The 17,425-nt window shown below is 33.8% G+C and carries 15 protein-coding genes and 1 pseudogene; 12 read left to right on the forward strand and 4 right to left on the reverse strand.

All coding sequences use genetic code 11. The features are described 5' to 3' along the window. Nucleotides 1–36 precede the first annotated feature (36 nt). Nucleotides 37–1,426: pseudogene (locus GTO82_RS02615) on the reverse strand (IS3 family transposase). Nucleotides 1,427–1,509: 83 nt separating this feature from the next. Then, nucleotides 1,510–2,217 carry a phosphatase PAP2 family protein gene (locus GTO82_RS02620; protein ID WP_180873634.1) on the reverse strand — a complete coding sequence of 236 codons (708 nt, stop codon included), beginning with the start codon at nucleotides 2,215–2,217 and terminating at the stop codon, nucleotides 1,510–1,512. A gap of 240 nt (nucleotides 2,218–2,457) precedes the next feature. On the opposite strand from GTO82_RS02620, the gene leuS reads away from it, so the two are divergent. The 12 genes from leuS (at nucleotide 2,458) to GTO82_RS02680 (ending at nucleotide 16,362) form a co-directional block, all read left to right on the forward strand. Beyond that, the gene (gene leuS / locus GTO82_RS02625) at nucleotides 2,458–4,872 is read left to right on the forward strand and encodes a leucine--tRNA ligase (RefSeq protein WP_180873635.1); all 2,415 of its coding nucleotides are present in this window, start codon (nucleotides 2,458–2,460) and stop codon (nucleotides 4,870–4,872) included. A gap of 101 nt (nucleotides 4,873–4,973) precedes the next feature. Then, nucleotides 4,974–6,632 carry a putative polysaccharide biosynthesis protein gene (locus tag GTO82_RS02630; RefSeq protein WP_180873636.1) on the forward strand — a complete coding sequence of 553 codons (1,659 nt, stop codon included), beginning with the start codon at nucleotides 4,974–4,976 and terminating at the stop codon, nucleotides 6,630–6,632. Between the two features lie 105 nt (nucleotides 6,633–6,737). Then, complete coding sequence (locus GTO82_RS02635) at nucleotides 6,738–7,874, forward strand: DUF2974 domain-containing protein (RefSeq protein WP_180873637.1); 1,137 nt, start codon at nucleotides 6,738–6,740, stop codon at nucleotides 7,872–7,874. 87 nt (nucleotides 7,875–7,961) lie between these two features. Next, nucleotides 7,962–8,708 carry a hypothetical protein gene (locus GTO82_RS02640; protein ID WP_023599321.1) on the forward strand — a complete coding sequence of 249 codons (747 nt, stop codon included), beginning with the start codon at nucleotides 7,962–7,964 and terminating at the stop codon, nucleotides 8,706–8,708. Between the two features lie 43 nt (nucleotides 8,709–8,751). Further along, a complete protein-coding gene (locus tag GTO82_RS02645) occupies nucleotides 8,752–9,597 on the forward strand; it encodes an NAD(P)H-hydrate dehydratase (protein WP_180873638.1) in 846 nt (281 codons plus the stop codon). A 47-nt stretch (nucleotides 9,598–9,644) separates the two neighbouring features. Next, the gene (locus tag GTO82_RS02650; RefSeq protein WP_180874070.1) at nucleotides 9,645–10,571 is read left to right on the forward strand and encodes a D-alanyl-D-alanine carboxypeptidase family protein; all 927 of its coding nucleotides are present in this window, start codon (nucleotides 9,645–9,647) and stop codon (nucleotides 10,569–10,571) included. A gap of 279 nt (nucleotides 10,572–10,850) precedes the next feature. Further along, nucleotides 10,851–12,527 carry an arginine--tRNA ligase gene (gene argS / locus GTO82_RS02655; protein ID WP_180873639.1) on the forward strand — a complete coding sequence of 559 codons (1,677 nt, stop codon included), beginning with the start codon at nucleotides 10,851–10,853 and terminating at the stop codon, nucleotides 12,525–12,527. A gap of 110 nt (nucleotides 12,528–12,637) precedes the next feature. Then, a complete protein-coding gene (locus GTO82_RS02660) occupies nucleotides 12,638–13,555 on the forward strand; it encodes a class II fructose-bisphosphate aldolase (protein WP_004896844.1) in 918 nt (305 codons plus the stop codon). A 64-nt stretch (nucleotides 13,556–13,619) separates the two neighbouring features. Further along, nucleotides 13,620–13,931 (forward strand): hypothetical protein, encoded by a 312-nt coding sequence (locus GTO82_RS02665; protein WP_180873640.1) that lies wholly within the window; start codon nucleotides 13,620–13,622, stop codon nucleotides 13,929–13,931. 507 nt (nucleotides 13,932–14,438) lie between these two features. Continuing rightward, a complete protein-coding gene (gene hpt, locus GTO82_RS02670) occupies nucleotides 14,439–14,975 on the forward strand; it encodes a hypoxanthine phosphoribosyltransferase (protein ID WP_180873641.1) in 537 nt (178 codons plus the stop codon). A gap of 11 nt (nucleotides 14,976–14,986) precedes the next feature. Next, nucleotides 14,987–15,658, forward strand: coding sequence for a type 1 glutamine amidotransferase (locus GTO82_RS02675; protein WP_180873642.1), 672 nt, complete (start codon nucleotides 14,987–14,989; stop codon nucleotides 15,656–15,658). A gap of 71 nt (nucleotides 15,659–15,729) precedes the next feature. Continuing rightward, on the forward strand, nucleotides 15,730–16,362 hold the full coding sequence (locus GTO82_RS02680) for an NAD(P)H-binding protein (RefSeq protein ID WP_180873643.1): 633 nt from the start codon (nucleotides 15,730–15,732) through the stop codon (nucleotides 16,360–16,362). Nucleotides 16,363–16,421: 59 nt separating this feature from the next. Here the strand turns inward: GTO82_RS02680 and GTO82_RS02685 are convergent, their stop codons facing one another. Both GTO82_RS02685 and GTO82_RS02690 read right to left on the reverse strand, forming a co-directional pair. Further along, entirely contained in the window at nucleotides 16,422–16,880 is a 459-nt protein-coding gene (locus GTO82_RS02685) for a GAF domain-containing protein (protein WP_180873644.1), read from the reverse strand. A 47-nt stretch (nucleotides 16,881–16,927) separates the two neighbouring features. Continuing rightward, nucleotides 16,928–17,353, reverse strand: coding sequence for a hypothetical protein (locus tag GTO82_RS02690; RefSeq protein ID WP_260983175.1), 426 nt, complete (start codon nucleotides 17,351–17,353; stop codon nucleotides 16,928–16,930). Nucleotides 17,354–17,425: the final 72 nt, after the last annotated feature.

A 17,425-nucleotide genomic window follows, 5' to 3' on the forward strand; every position in this document is an offset into this window, starting at 1 on the left:
TGAAGTGCCATAGAAAAGTTAGACATTTATAAAATTTTAAAGATTTGATAATACACGATTTCTGTATTTTACAGGAGTCGTGTATTTTAATTTGTTTGATCTTCTAACATTGTTAAACCAATAAATATAATCTTTCAGAATTTCCTTCATCTCTTCTAAACTTCCAATCTTAAGTCGATTCAGTTTTTCTCTCTTCATTAGATTAAATATCGTTTCTCCTGGTGCATTATCATGACAATTTCCTTTTCGGGACATGCTTTGAATTATATTCATTTTCTTTAGTCGAGCCTGATAGCCTGGATTCTGATATTGAAAGCCTTGATCTGAATGAAGGATAGGAGCAGCTCCTGGTGGAAGATTATCTGCTAGTTCATCTAGCATATTATAAATAGTTTTCATTTCAGGAGAGTAACTTACTGCACAAGCTAGAATCTCCAAAGAAGCTTTATCTACTACAGGAGAAATATAAACTTTCTTGCCGTTAGTTAGTTTATATTCGGTTACATCGGTATGAAGAACTTTATAGGGGATAGTTTCATCAAAAGTTTGATTTAGGATATTTGGTGCTTTCTTTCCTACATTACCCTTATACGAACTATATTTACCAGTATTTTTATGATAAATTGTTGTTTTTATTCCTAAACTTCTCATTAACTTACGTACTGTTTCTAGAGAAAATTTAAATCCTTCATCTCTTAACGCTCCCCACATAGGACGATAACCATATGTTTCTTGTCCTTCATAGCCATAATAGATTTCTTGAATCTTCTCTTTTACTAAAGCATACTTATCAGCTTGATTAATTCTATTTTTTACATTGTCATAGTAAGTCTTTCTATTTAATTTAAGCACCTTAAATAAGACCTTAAGTTTAATTTGATGGTGTTTTGCCCGAATATCCTGTATTAATTGTGTTTTTTGTTTGTTGGATAACGTGGATATCGGGCAGCCACTTTTTTTAAGACAAGATTTTCCACTCTAAGTCTTTCTAATTCAGCTTCCTGCTTAAGAATTTTTTCTTTATACTTTTGCTTTTCACTAAGTTCTAACTTTTTAGTTGTCTTCTTACTCTTTTTAGGCACTTTCCTAGGCCGACCTTTCTGTTAGCGTATCCTTCTTCATTGAACTTTTTAGCCCAATTGTATACTTGAGAATCACTAATATTAAACTTAGCCGCTACCTTTGAAACTCCAATAGAATGTGTTAAGTAGTAGCGTACCACATTTAGCCTAAAGTCAGAAGAATAAGTAGTTTTAGTATGTTTAACAGATAAGGCAGCTAAACCTTGACACTTAGCCTTATCAACCCACCTACGAATAAGAGTCCAATGAATATTATATTGTTTAGCTAAACCTTTTATTGAATCTTCATGATTTAAATATTTGGAAACAATTTCAATTTTTAATTCAGTCGAATATTTGGTCATAAAAAAATACCTCATAATTATTAGATTTTATGTCTAACAATTATGAGGCACTTCAGTATGGTTTTGACTCAGTTAGCATTTTTTTATTTATTCTTTTTTAAATAGAGGTGGTATAAAACTGAAAAGCCAAGTAAAACAAATGTTGTACCTTCTAGCCATCCACCAAGTACATCTGAAGGATAGTGGACATGACAGAAGATCCTAGTATAACCAATAAAAAGTGGGAAAATACTCCAAATAATAATTAAAATAGCGCGCCAGGGTTTATTTTTTACTAAAAGGATAGTTAAAACTATTAGAATACCAAAGAAAGTTGCACTACCTACTGAGTGGCCCGATGGAAAGCTATAACCATCAGCAAAAACTAAATGGTGAACTAAGGGGCGATGACGTTCAACGGCATGTTTTGTAATCCAGTTATAACCATTGGCACAGATCATTAAGCCGGCTGAGAAGAAAGCATAGGCGAATCTTTTGGCAATCATCAAACCAATAAATAAAATTATCGTAGCAATGGTTAAAGTACTAGTATTACCAATTACTGTTAATTTAGTGGCAATCGCTATATTAGTAGGATTGTTGTTAGAAACTAGATGAATAATAGTTTGGTCAAAAGAATGTATAAAAGGATTTTTATAAATGACCAAGAGTGCCCAAATTACATAAAGAATTAAAAAAATAAATCCAGGAATAAGGGTATCGTGGATAGTTAAATTGTTATATTTCTTTTTCAAAAAAATTTCTCCCCTTGTAATTTCTAGTAGATGTGGTAAATTATAATCATTATCCATCAAAAAATAAAGACTAGGGAGTAGTAACAAGTCAGAGTTGTTATTAGAGATGAGCTGGTTGGTGTAAAGCTTAACAATGATGCTGTGAACTTGCCCTAACGACAGTCTATCGTTTGCCTTCCGCGTTAAGGGGCACGAGTGTCACACATTGTATGTGTGGAACTTAGGTGGTAACGCGAAATTAACTTCGTCCTATGATTTTAATCATAGGACGTTTTTTAGTTTTAAGGAGAGATATTTTTGTATAATCACAAAACTGTAGAAAAAAAGTGGCAAAAATACTGGGCTGAGCATGATACTTTTAAGACAGGCACTGATCCTAAGAAAAAGAATTATTATGCTTTAGATATGTTCCCATTTCCATCTGGTAAAGGTCTTCATGTAGGACACCCAGAAGGATATACTGCAACTGATATTGTTTCAAGAATGAAGAGAGCCCAAGACTATAACGTACTTCACCCAATGGGTTGGGATGCATTTGGTCTTCCAACTGAACAATATGCCTTAAAGACCGGTGAAGACCCAGAAAAAGTTACTAAAGAAAATATTGCTAACTTTAAAAAGCAGCTGAATAAGCTTGGCTTTTCATATGATTGGGATCGTGAAGTTACTACTTCTGATCCAAATTATTATAAGTGGACTCAATGGGTTTTTGAACAAATGTATAAGAAGGGCTTGGCTTATGAAGCCGAGGTTCCTGTTAACTGGTCTCCAGATCTAGGCACAGTTGTTGCAAATGAAGAAATTGTTGATGGTAAGACTGAACGTGGTGGCTATCCAGTTTACCGTCGAAATATGCGTCAATGGATGCTTAAGATGACAGCTTATGCTGATCGCTTGCTCGAAGATTTAGATGATTTAGATTGGCCAGAGCCAGTTAAAGAAATGCAAAGAAACTGGATTGGTCGCTCAGAAGGAGCTCAAGTTACTTTTAAGGTTAAAGATAGTGATAAAACATTTGATGTGTTTACTACACGTCCTGATACCTTATTTGGTGTTAGTTACACTGTCTTAGCTCCTGAAAGTAAGTTAGTTCAAGAAATTACAACTCCTGAACAAAAAGAAGCTGTGGATGCTTACATTAAGAAAATTGAATCAAAGTCTGATCTAGAAAGAACTGATCTAAATAAAGACAAGACCGGTGTCTTTACTGGTGCCTATGCAGTTAACCCAGTAAATGGAAAAGAAGTTCCAATTTGGATTTCTGATTATGTTTTAGCAAGTTATGGTACTGGTGCAGTAATGGCGGTACCAGCTCATGATGATCGTGACTATGCTTTTGCAACTAAATTTGGTTTGCCAATCAATCGAGTTATTGAAGGTGGAAATTTAGAAAAAGAAGCATTTGGTGGAGATGGTAAACACATCAATTCTGAATTCTTAGATGGCTTAAACAATGAAGAAGCTAAGAAGAGAATGATTGAGTGGCTTGAAGATCACAATGTAGGTGAAAAGAAGGTTAACTATAAACTTCGTGACTGGGACTTTAGTCGTCAACGTTACTGGGGTGAACCAATTCCTGTAATTCACTGGGAAGATGGTACTACTTCACTAGTGCCAGAAGATGAATTACCATTACGTTTGCCACATGCAACTGACATTAAGCCATCAGGTACTCCAGAAAGTCCACTTGCCAATTTGACTGATTGGGTAAACGTTGTTGATGAAAATGGTCGAAAAGGTAAGCGTGAAACTAATACTATGCCTAACTGGGCAGGTTCAAGTTGGTACTACTTACGCTATATTGATCCACATAACGATAAAGAATTGGCTGACTATGATTTACTTAAGAAGTGGCTCCCTGTAGATCTTTACATTGGTGGGGCAGAACACGCTGTTCGTCACTTACTCTATGCTAGATTTTGGCACAAGGTTCTTTATGACTTAGGTGTTGTACCAACTAAAGAGCCGTTCCAAAAGCTTTATAATCAAGGTTTGATTTTAAAGAATCATGAAAAGATGTCTAAGTCTAAAGGAAATGTTGTTAACCCTGATGAAGTAATCGATGAATATGGTGCAGATTCACTTAGAATGTACGAAATGTTCATGGGTCCATTAGATGCTTCAATTGATTGGGATGATAATGGTCCTGCCTCTACTAAGAAATTCTTAGATCGTGTATGGCGCTTATTTGTTAACGATCTTGACCTAAAGGCAATCCCTCAAGAAAAAATTGTTGACGAAAATGATGGCGAACTTGATAAGGTATATGCCGAGACTGTCAAAAAGGTTACAGAAGACTTTGAAGCTTTACACTTTAATACTGCAATCAGTCAAATGATGGTCTTTATGAATGCAGCTCAAAAAGCTAAGACTATTCCACGTGAATATGCAGAAGGATTTGTACAACTTCTTGCTCCTGTTGCACCTCACATGATGGAAGAAATCTGGTCAGTATTTGGTCATGATGAATCTCTTGCATATGCTAAATGGCCAGAATATGATCCTGCAAAATTAGTTGAATCAACAGTTGAAATTATGGTTCAAGTTAATGGTAAGCTTCGTGGTAAATTTAAGGCTGCTAAGGATAGCGATAAAGATACCTTAGAAAAAGAAGCTCTTGCTCTTGATCATGTTCAAAAATTCTTAGATGGAAAAGACGTCAAGAAAGTCATCGTTATTCCAAACAAGATTGTTAATATTGTTGCTAAGTAATTTAAGTTTTTCCTAAATAATTAATATTTGTAAATACAATTTACATTAATGAGTAATATATAATTCAGACGCTTAACTGGATATAGGGAAAATTTATCTTTATGGAAAACAATACTAAAAATACTAAAGAGACAATGGTCAAAGGCTCCGCATGGATGACTTTTGGCTCTATTGTGTCACGAATTTTAGGAGCATTGTATATTATTCCATGGTATGCCTGGATGGGAAGTCATGGAAATATTGCCAATGCTTTAACAGCGAAAAGCTATAACATTTATAGTTTATTTATTATTATTTCTACCGCAGGTATTCCCGGAGCGGTTGCCAAGCAGGTAGCAAAATATAATGCTTTAAATGAATATGATATTGGGCGAAAACTGTTTAGACGCGGCTTAATTTTGATGGCCATGTTTGGTGTGATTTGTGCAGCAATTATGTACTTTGGTGCTCCAATTTTAGCTACTGATGATATCATTGGTGCCCTTTTGCATGGGGCTAAAAGTGATCCGCGTCAAGTTGCTGTGATGAGAAGTCTTTCTTATGCAGTTTTAATTATTCCAATTTTGAGTATCATGCGTGGGTATTTTCAAGGTTATGCAGATATGATGCCTCCAGCTATGTCTCAATTTGTTGAACAATTGGCACGTGTAATATGGATGCTATTGACTGCTTATATTATTATGCAAGTTCAACATGGATCTTATGTTCATGCAGTAGTTCAATCAAATTTAGCTGCAGCTATTGGTGCGGTATTTGGAATTTTGCTCTTAGTATGTTTTTTATATCGTAGACGAAATGAACTAAATGCATTAATGAAGCAATCAAATCATGCAATTAAAATTTCTACTGCTGGAATTTTCTGGGAGATTATTAATCAATCTATTCCATTTATCATCATTGACTCTGGAATTACCTTGTTCCAATTAATTGACCAGTATACCTTCCATCCAATGATTGCTATGTTTGTTCATGCTAGTTCTGATCAAATTGAATCATGGTATGCCTTATTTGGATTAAATGCAAATAAATTAATCATGATTATTGTATCTTTAGCAACTGCAATGTCAGTAACTGCTATTCCGCTTTTATCAGGTGCCCATGCACGACGTGATTATGCCAGCATTTCTAGCCAAATTGAAAACACCTTGGAATTATTTTTGTTTGTTATGATTCCAGCTTCATTGGGTATGGCTGCTATTGCAACGCCGATTTATACAATTTTTTATGGCTACGATCAACTAGGTTCAAATGTCTTGTACTTATCATCATTTACGGCAATTAGTTTAGGCCTATTTACAGTTTTAATGGCAATTTTACAAGGTCTATCAGAGAACGGACTAGCTATAAAGTACCTGGTGTTAGGAATTATCATTAAATTTGCTGTCCAACTTCCGATGATTGAATTCTTTAAAGTATATGGACCACTCTTAGCTACAAATATTGGCTTGATTATTACCATCTGGCTTTCTTTAAAGCACTTAAAAGTTAGATACAGATATAATAGTAGTCGTACATCAAGACGGTTTATTGGAATTGCAATTTTTTCAATGGCAATGTTTGTGATAGTTACCGGGGTAGTTAATTTCGGTGGAAAAATCATTTCACCTGAACGTAGGCCAACCTCATTTGTTCTTGTTACACTTGCGGTAATTATTGGTGGCTTACTTTATGCCTTTTTAACAGTGAAATTTGGTTTAGCTCAAAAGATCATTGGACCAAAAGTTGATAGGGTATTAGAAAAATTACATATTAGAGTTTAAAAGAGAAAAAGGAAACTTGAGTAAGATACTTACCTAAGTTTCCTTTTTTGCCCCTGCCAAGGAAGGCTATTATATAATATTTTCCGGGAAAGTGAGGAAGAAAAATTGGATAATATGCTTGTATATGCTGCAAAAGAGAAGCGAAGTTTTAATGAATTTCCCTTAAATGAAGTAGATAGCATGATTTTTTCTCAATTAGCGTATTGTAATTTTGATACTCTTCCTCAGCATCATAGTTTACAAAGTTTGGCTTCTGATGAAGAGATTAAGACTTTAACTCAAGGGAATCTCGGTGGAAAGAATACTGAAAAGTTAATCAAGATTATGCTAGAAAATCCCCGCTTTAAAAAACTATGTTGGCGCAATGTGGTTAGTAAAGTAGATGCAAAAACACAAATGCAATTTAATGCTGTTACATTTTGTATTGCAGAAGATCAATACTATATTGCATATCGGGGAACAACGGCTACTACCATCGGTTGGAAAGAAAATTTTAATATGTCTTTTAATGATTGGGTACCAGCTCATTATTTTGCTCGTTCTTATTATCGAAAAATCAAAAATTTGTTTTCAGGGAAATTTTATCTTGGTGGGCATTCAAAGGGCGGAAATTTAGCTTTTGCTGTTGCATTGAACCTAAAAGAATCCGACCTGTCACATATTGTTAGAATCGACTGTTTTGATGGACCAGGTTTTCATAATCAAGAACGATTAAAGAATAGATTCTTAAAATTAAAGGGGAAGATTCATAAATATATTCCGCAAGGCTCATTGATTGGCATCTTACAAGATGATCTGATTGGAGAAAAAGATTATTGTACTATTGTGGCAGCTTCTGGAAATAGTTTGCTCCAGCATGATATGTTTACTTGGCATGTTATCGATGATCAATTTGCAACCGTAAAGCAATTAGATAGCACATCTGAAGTTTCCTGGAAGGCAATTGCTGAATGGCTAAAAAATACAAACGATACGGAAAGAAAAGATTTTATTGAAATGCTATATCTAACCGTGAGTGACACTAATCAAATTTATTTCAGGAAGCTGTTAACGCCTAAGACGACATATAAATTAGCTACTCGTTTGATAAAAAATAATTCTACTCAAAAGAATGTTTGGAAACCAATAATAAGAAAACTTTTTAAAGCCTATGTGAATTCAGGAGCAACAGCTTTTAGTGAACAAAGAAAAAAACAATTATCAAACTTTAAAAGAATTTTAGATGAACAACGCAATAAATAGGTTAAGTTATAAAAATCTATCTTGAATTAAAAACTACCTGCTTATCTAGAAAAAGAGTAAAATAACGATTGAAAGAGGTGGACAAAATTGAAAAAAGATACATATATGACTTTACTAGGATTCCGTGATACTTGTTATAATGACTTCAATTTTGATATTGATGAGAAAGATTTTTATTTAGGAACTGATACCTATAAAAAAATTGACAAGATATTAAAGGATGCACAGAATGAACAATTATTAGTTCAGTTTGAAGAGGGTACTCATCTTTACCAAGATTATGATCCAGAATACTTGAGCGTAGCACAAAAGAGAGAAATTCAACATGATATTAATGCAGCTCGTAACTTTTTGGATAATTACGACGGGGATGTAGACGATAAGCATGATAACTATGCAGCTTACCTAGATGATAATTCTTTGAGTTATTCTTTTGGTCCAGATAGTAATTTAGATGAAGTACAAAATAATTTAAATGATATTGAAACCAATGGCGTAATCATTTGGCAAAGACGAAAAGATGAATATATTTTATTACCACATACCATTCATAGCCTTGAAAGAATTAAAAAACAGATTGCATCAAGTAAACGTGTTGATGATAAAAAATTGCGTTATGCAATGGAGCGCTTATTTGACAATATAACTGATTTTCTTAAGCCATTTAGTGACAGTGAATTAGGAAAATACGAAAATACAATTTCACAGGAGCTTAGAGATAATTTGGAACATTATGCTTTAAGTGTTCAAACTGATGCACGTGAAGTAGCTGCAGATAAATTAACTAAGTATGCAGTGCAACTTGCAGAAAAAGAAAATAATGACAGTATTTAAAGTAAAGCTCATCGATTAGATGAGCTTTTTTGGATAGGATAAAATGGAATCTATTTCACAAGAATTAATATCTAGAGTAATAAAGAAAAGAAAAAGTGCGACCCATAAAGGTAATTATGGCCGCTTACTCCTAATTGGAGGTAGTAAAAAGTATGGCGGAGCACTGATTATGGCAGCAGAAGGTGCATTGAACAGTGGTGCAGGTTTAGTGACAGTTGCTACAGACCAAGTCAATATTGCCGCGTTACATACTAGAGACCCAGAGATTATGGCTCTTAATTGGGATGAAAGCGTAGAGTTAAAAAATTTAATTAAAAGCTCTGATGTAGTAATTTGCGGAATGGGTCTTGGATTAGATGAAAAAGCACAACAAATATTAGGACTAGTCAGAGATAACATCACCTTAAAGCAAACACTAATCTTAGATGCTAGTGCACTAGATTTAATTGGTCAGCAAAATGACTTACTACCATTAAGTTCAAAAGTTTTGATTTTTACCCCTCATCAAATGGAATGGCAGCGATTAAGTGGAATAAAAATTTCTGATCAAAGTGATGAACTAAATCAAGCAGCTTTGAATAAATTAGTTAAAAATAAGAATGCAATTTTGGTTTTGAAATCCAATCATACTAAAGTTTATGATCAAGCAGGGCATATTTATTTAAATCCTTTTGGTAATCCAGGAATGGCTATTGGCGGAATGGGAGATACATTAGCTGGAATTATTGGCGGATTTTGTGGTCAATTTACGCCTAACTTAGAAACAGTGGCAGCTGCCGTAGGGATTCATTCTTTAGATGCTGATAAAATTGCAGAGAGACAATATATTGTTCGACCAACTCAATTATCGGCTTATTTCCCAGAAATAATGAAACGATATGAAAAATGATTAAGTAAAGACGAAATAAATTGCATAAAGAGAATTTAGGTGACCGAATGAGGCATGCAAAGAAGAAACCTAAGAAAAAGTATTTATGGTTAATTATATTTGTAATGGCAGCTATTTGTTTTTTTGTATGGAAAAACAATTTTAACTCAAATAGAATGCAATCGAACTATCATGCTGACCAAGTAGATTTAAACGTTAAAGCTGCCGTAGCAATTAATGCAAAAGATGGAACAACCATTTACGCTAAAAATGCTAATCAAAGCTTGCCGATTGCCTCAATGACTAAGCTTTTAACTGTTTATTTAACTTTACAAGCAATTAAAGAGAAAAAGATATCTTGGGACACAACCGTTACTCCAACTCAAGAAATAGTAGACTTAGGCTCAAATCCAGATTATGCTAGTGTTCCACTTAGGCTAGGACAAAAATATACGGTAAGAGAGCTATACGATGCAGCTTTAATAAAGTCGGCAAATAATGCAGCCCGTTTACTCGCGATTGCAGTTAGTGGAAACGAGACAAATTTTCTAAATCAAATGCGCCAGCAAGCTCGTAAATGGAAACTCAATAATGCTAAATTCGTAACTGTTGATGGTTTACCAGAGAAAAAGAAAAATTTTTTAGGGATGACGACAACAGTTGAAAATAAAATGAGTGCTAATGATATGGTAATTGTAGCGAGAAAATTAATAACTGATTATCCTGAAATTTTAAACACTACAAAGCAAGCCAGAGCGTATTTTCAAAATACCCTTATGACTAATAGTAATAAGATGCTAAATGGCCTCTCATACTATGATTCGACATTTCCTGTTGATGGTTTAAAGACGGGTACTACTGATGGTGCTGGTTCGTGTTTTACTTGTACAGTAGATAAAAATGGAAAAAGAGTAATTACAGTAATTTTAGGTGCTGAAAATGATAATGAACGGTTTGTGGAGACCCAAAAGTTATTAAGTTATTGTTTTAATTAAAATTTTACTATGCATTCGATTTAATATTGCACTTTCCCTAAGTTTGCTGATATAATCTTCATGACAAAAGGTTAAAAGTAGTAGTGTTGCATTTATATTCAGCGAGTCTATGGTTGGTGGGAGTTAGATAATAGGGCAATATGAAGGCGTGTTTAACTTTAAATTTAAAATCAATTAATAAGCGGATACTTTGTATCAAGTAGAGTGGTACCGCGGGAACTTTCTCGTCTCTTTCTAGTTTACTAGGAAGAGACTTTTTTTATGCAAGAGGTGTTATAAGTGGATTTTAAACAAAAAGTCGTTGATTTAGTTAGTGAACAGGTAGATTTACCTAAAGAAAAAATTTCTATGTTAATTGAAAGACCAAAGAATCCTAAGATGGGTGATTATGCTTTTCCAGCATTTGCTTTGGCTAAAATTGAACATAAAAATCCGGCTTTAATTGCTAAGGATATTGCAGAAAAAATTAGTGATGATAATTTCACCAGTATTCAGGCAGTTGGACCATATGTAAACTTCGCAATTGACCATGCTAAATTAGTCAATGCAACTTTAAATGATGTTCTAACTGAAAAAGAACATTTTGGTGATCAAAAACTTGGAGAAGGAAATGTTCCAATTGACATGTCCTCTCCTAATATTGCTAAACCAATGTCAATGGGACACTTACGTTCCACAGTTATTGGTAACTCAATTGCTAAGACTTTGAAAAAAGTTGGTTATACTCCAATTAAAATTAATTATCTTGGGGACTATGGTACTCAATTTGGTAAATTAATTACGGCTTATCGTTTATGGGGTAATGAGGAAGATGTGAAGAAAGATCCAATCACAAATCTTTTCCATTACTACGTTAAATTCCATGAAGAAGCTGAAAAAGATCCTAAATTAGAAGATGAAGGACGGGCTGCCTTTAAGAAACTAGAAAACGGTGATGAAGAAGAAATCAAATTATGGAAATGGTTCCGTGAAGTTTCTTTACAAGAATTTAACCGTATCTATAAAGAATTAGGAGTAACCTTTGATTCATATAATGGGGAAGCATTTTTCAATGATAAAATGCAGCCAGTAGTTGATGAATTAAGAGAAAAGGGCTTACTTGAAGAATCTCGTGGAGCTCAAGTTGTTAACTTGGGAGAAGATGAAAATCCAGCTTTAATCTTGAAATCTGATGGCTCTAGTCTTTATATGACGCGTGATTTGGCTGCTGCCTTATATCGTAAAAAAGAATATGACTTTGTTATGTCATTATATGTTGCTGGTGGTGAACAAACTGGTCACTTTAAGCAATTAAAACAAGTTTTGAAGAAGATGGGCTATGACTGGTCAGATAACATTCACCACATTCCATTTGGTTTGATTACTCAAGGCGGAAAGAAATTATCTACTAGAAAAGGAAACGTTGTTTTCTTAGACCAAGTCTTAAAGGATGCAGTTTCTTTAGCAGAACAACAAATTGAAGAAAAGAATCCAAATCTATCTAATAAGAAGCAAGTTGCTCATGATGTTGGTGTGGGCGCTGTTGTGTTCCATGATCTAAAGAATGATAGAATGGATAACTTTGATTTTGATTTGGAAGAAGTTGTTCGTTTTGAAGGGGATACTGGTCCATACGTTCAATACACTAATGCTAGAGCTCAAAGTATTTTACGCAAAGCTAATAAAGAAATCTCAATGGATAATTTAAGCTTAAATGATGATTGGTCCTTTGCAGTTGCAAAAGCATTAGCTGATTTCCCTGCTATTGTAGAAAAAGCTTCAGAAAAATTTGAACCATCTATTATTGCAAAATATGCCTTGGACTTAAGTAAGAAATTTAATAAGTATTATGCAAATGTTAGAATTTTAGATGAAGATGATCAACTAAATGCTCGTCTTGCATTAGTTCAAGCAACTTCAATTGTTTTAACTGAAGCATTAAGACTTTTAGGTGTAAATGCACCTAAAGAAATGTAGTATTTTTTGAAATAAAAATATTCACGAATTTTTTTAAGCTAAAGTATGTTAATTTTTGCACTAATGGGTTAAACTAGTGATGTGTTAAAAATTTAGGAGGTATTTTTTTAATGGCTTATTTAGTAAATGGTAATGACATTTTCAAAGCTGCTCGTGAAAACCACTACGCTGTAGGTGCATACAACACTAACAACCTTGAATGGACTCGTGCACTTTTAAGAGGTGCTAAGGAAACTAGAACTCCTTTATTGATTCAAGTTTCTACTGGTGCTGCTAAGTACATGGGTGGTTACAAGACTGTTAAGGACTTAGTTCTTAACGAAATGGACAACATGGATATCGATGTTCCAGTTATTTTGAACTTGGACCACGGTGACTTTGAATCAGCTAAGGAATGTATTGCACTTGGTTACTCATCAGTTATGTTTGATGGTCACAACTTACCAACTGACGAAAACTTAGCTAAAACTAAGGAAATCGTTAAGTTAGCTCACGAAAGAGGTATCTCTGTTGAAGCTGAAATCGGTAAGATTGGTGAAAACCAAGGTGCCGATGGTGGTGAATTAGCATCAGTTGAAGACGCTAAGACTTTCGTTGCTGCTGGTGTTGACAAGCTTGCTTGTGGTATTGGTAACATCCATGGTGTTTACCCAGAAGGTTGGACTGGCTTAAACTTCGATCGTTTGAAGGAAATTGCAGAAGCAGTTCCAAACGAACCACTTGTTCTTCACGGTGGTTCAGGAATTCCTCAAGACCAAATCGAAAAGGCAATTCAATTAGGTATTGCTAAGATTAACATCAACACTGAATTCCAATTAGCATTCCAAGCTGCAACTCGTAAGTACATCGAAGACAAGATGGACTTAGACAAGGGCAACAAGGGTTACGACCCACGTAAGCTTTTGAGAGCTGGTACTGACGCAATTACTGATTCTATGAAGGAAATGATTTCATGGATGGGTACTGCACCAATCGACTCAAAGGAATCATCAGTTCAATTTGATGAAGCTTCATTAAACGAAGAATAATCAAAAATTATATTAAAAAGACCTCATTTTTGAGGTCTTTTTTTATTGGCTTAAGTGTGAAAAAATGCAAATAATATTTGATGCTCGTGGATGTAAAAGCTTTTTTAAAAAATATAGTAGTCAAAAAAAGATAATCAAGAATTTAATTGAAAAAGCCATTGTTAAAGAAGTTACCACTGGTATGACAAAGATTAAATTGGCCAGTAGAAAAAGAATTAAGGGACAAAAAATTTATGAATTTCGATTAAATCTTGGTACTATTGGATCGGCTCGAATTGCCTTTTCAGTTTTTAAAGATCAGGCTACTATTTATTTCATTAGTAAGGATATAGAAAAAGCATCTTTTAGTAAGGCATTTGAAAAAATCTTGAGATAATGCAGGTTAGCTATGATATACAAGCATAGTTAATGATATCGCTTTCAAAAAAATAGTTATCAAAGAAATCAAAAGTAAAGCAAAAAACCTCGTTGATCTGAAGTCAACGAGGGTTTTTAATACTAAAATGTAGAGGAAAATGAAGAATAAATTATGGATTTATTTCCTACGAACCTTTACAGGAACTGGAACTGGTTTATTTATAATTACTGCGTTGGTAGCAAGTAATGCTACAACACTAATACCTAAAATTAATAATGTCATTTAAACCATTCCTTTCTTACTTGATTGATATCAATATTAAGAGTAATTTTGTGAATTTTTTGTGACTTATATTTAAGATAAAATCTAAAAAAATATAAATAATTTTTCTTTATTTATAAAATACGAACAATATAATTATTAGTAGTAAAAATAATTAATAAATAAGTGTAAAAAGACTAAAAAAATCATCGGATTTATGTTAGAATTTCATCATTGACGATTTTAATAAAGAGGAATTAAAGAATGAATAACGATATCGAAAGTGTATTGTATACTCAAAATGATTTAAACAATCGTATGGATGAAATGGCTGCTGAATTAAATAAAAAATATAAAAATGAAGAGCCAATTATCGTTCCAGTCTTAAATGGAGCAATGATTTTTGCTAGTGATATGATTAAGCGATTAAGTTTTAAGCTAACGATTGATCCTATTAAGGCATCTAGTTATGTAGGAAGCCACTCAACAGGAAAAGTAAAGATTACGCAAGATATTAAGTCAGATGTAAAGAATCGTCCAGTAATTTTTATGGAAGATATTATTGATACGGGACGTACTTTGCAGGCACTTAGTGAAATAATGAAAGAACGTGGGGCTAAAAGCGTAGAAGTTGTATCGATGCTTGATAAGCCTGAAACACGCGTCGTAGATTTTCATGCAGATTATTATGGTTTTAAGGCTCCTGATGAGTTTTTAGTTGGCTATGGATTAGATTACAATGGCTTGTATAGAAACTTGCCTTATGTCGGAATTTTAAAGCATGAAGTTTATGCTAGTTAAAGGGATAAATAATGCGCGTTAATGTATTGCAACATACTCCAAACGAGGGGCCCGGAGCAATTAAAACTTGGGCAGATAGTCACCATCATGAACTATATGTATATCACCCTGAAACTTTTGGTAAATTGCCAACTGCTAATGAAACAGATCTACTCGTAATTCTAGGTGGCCCCATGAGTCCAAATGATAATCTAGAGTGGATAAAAAAAGAAAGAGTTCTAATTAAAAAAATACTTGATGCTGGTAAACCGATGTTTGGGGCTTGTTTTGGTGCACAGCAAATCGCAATGACTACGGGAGCTAAGATTTCAGATGCTCCTCATAAGGAAGTGGGCTGGGCGCCAGTTTACCTAAAAGATACAACAATACCTGATATTCCTAAAGAATTAACAGCCCTTCATTGGCACCAACAAATGTTTGAAATTCCTGTAGGTGCAAAACTCTTATTTTCAAGTGATTTAGTAAAAAATCAAGGTTTTTTGCTAAGGGATAATGTTATCGGCTTACAGTTTCATTTTGAGCCTGAAGAAGATAATGTCCGCGAAATTGCTATTAACGATAGTGAGTATCCACTTGAAAATAATGATCTAAATCAGACTGCTGAAGAAATTATTGCTCATGGTGTACCGAGAGAGAATAAAGAGGTAATGTTTAAATTACTTAATTTTATTACTAAAAAATAAATGTAAATTTTGAACTACTAATAAAAAGTAAGTTATGATAAAGCTGTAAGTTTTTTCGAGGAGGAAAAATTATGGCTAAAATATTTATTTTTGGTGGCTCCGGAAGAGTAGCTACAGACTTAATTAAAGATTTAGTAGCTGATGGTAATACAGTGACAGCCGCAGCTCGTCATCCAGAAAATATTATTAAACTTGATGGTGTAACACCTGATAAGCTTGATTTACATGCTGATGTAGAAGATATTACTAAACAAGTAAAAGGCTTTGATGTTATTTACTTTACTGCTGGATCTCGTGGTAAAGACCTTATCCAAACTGATGCTATGGGAGCAATTAAAACTATGATGGCTGCTGAAAAAGCAGGTGTTAAGCGCTATATTATGCTCAGTTCAATGCTTAGTTTAGATGTGGATTCATGGAAGAAGATTCTTGGGCTTGAAGACTATTTAGCTGCTAAATTCTTTGCAGATACTTATTTAATGGATTCAACTAATCTTGAATATACGATTTTGCACCCTACGAATCTCACCGAAGAAGCCGGAACAGGCAAAATCAAACTTGATGTTGGACCAACTGACTCCAATCCTATACCTGACGTTGCTAAAACATTGGCTGAAATTTTAAAATATCCAAATACTATTGATAAGGTTATTCCAATGAGTAGTGGAAATACACCAATTGATCAAGCATTGAAAGAAATCTAACTAGAAGAAAAAGCTCCATTGTGGAGCTTTTTGTGTTTATAGTGTTAAATAATTAATTTTTAGAATTTAAATACCTTAGAAATTTTTTCTAAGTATTTTTGATCTAACTCATCGAAGTTAGCTAATTTAGTTGAATCGAAATCAAAAACTCCCCATAAATCGCCGCTTGTTTTAAAAATAGGGACAACAATTTCAGAATTTGATTCACTATCACAGGCAATATGTCCAACAAACTCATATACATTTTTTATAATTTGAGTTTGCTTTTCTTTTGCGGTTGTTCCGCATACCCCTTTACCAATTTGGATATGAACACAAGCTGGCTTTCCTTGAAAAGGGCCAAGAATCAATTCTTGGTTATCATAACGATATACGCCGGCAAAGTTAACATTATTAAGTGAATTAAACAATAAAGCCGAAATATTTGCTGTATTTGCAATCCAATCTTTTTCTCCTTCAACTAGGGCTTGGGCTTGTTTTAATAATAGTTGATAATTGTCTTCTGTCGTGGCAGCCATAATTGAATACCTTCTTTCTCTTAAATTGTTCTAATTCTACCATTAATTTAGTAAATTAAGGATTTTAAATCAATTTTTTTCAGAAGAAATTTGTGTATCAACATAACTATGTAGGCAGTAATAAAAATAAGTGGAGCTAAAGGAATTGGTAATAAAAAAATTAACAAGATAGCTGTAAGGAGTGGCTTTTCTAAAATAATAGTGACGCTAGCAACTACTGCTAATGATACAGTAATTGCTGGTTGAATAGGGATGAATTGAGCAATTGCAGTACCAACAGCGATGCTAGCAAAAATTGCCGGGAAAATTTTACCTCCGCGCCAGTTTATCATTCCCGCGGTAAAAACAGTAGTTGAAGCTTCAGCTCCAATACTTCCACTAGCTCCTAATGATAAAAGCCCTAAAGTAAAAGACTTCCACCAAGAATGATAATCGAGTTTTCTATTTTTCCGAATCTCATGATACTTCTTCAATCGTTAAAGGATCAATTCCTTTATACAATTTAGATTTATGATAGCAGTGTACTTTATTTGTTGTCTTGGTTC

The sequence above is a fragment of the Lactobacillus johnsonii genome, assembly GCF_013487865.1.
Taxonomy (GTDB): Bacteria; Bacillota; Bacilli; order Lactobacillales; family Lactobacillaceae; genus Lactobacillus; species Lactobacillus johnsonii_A.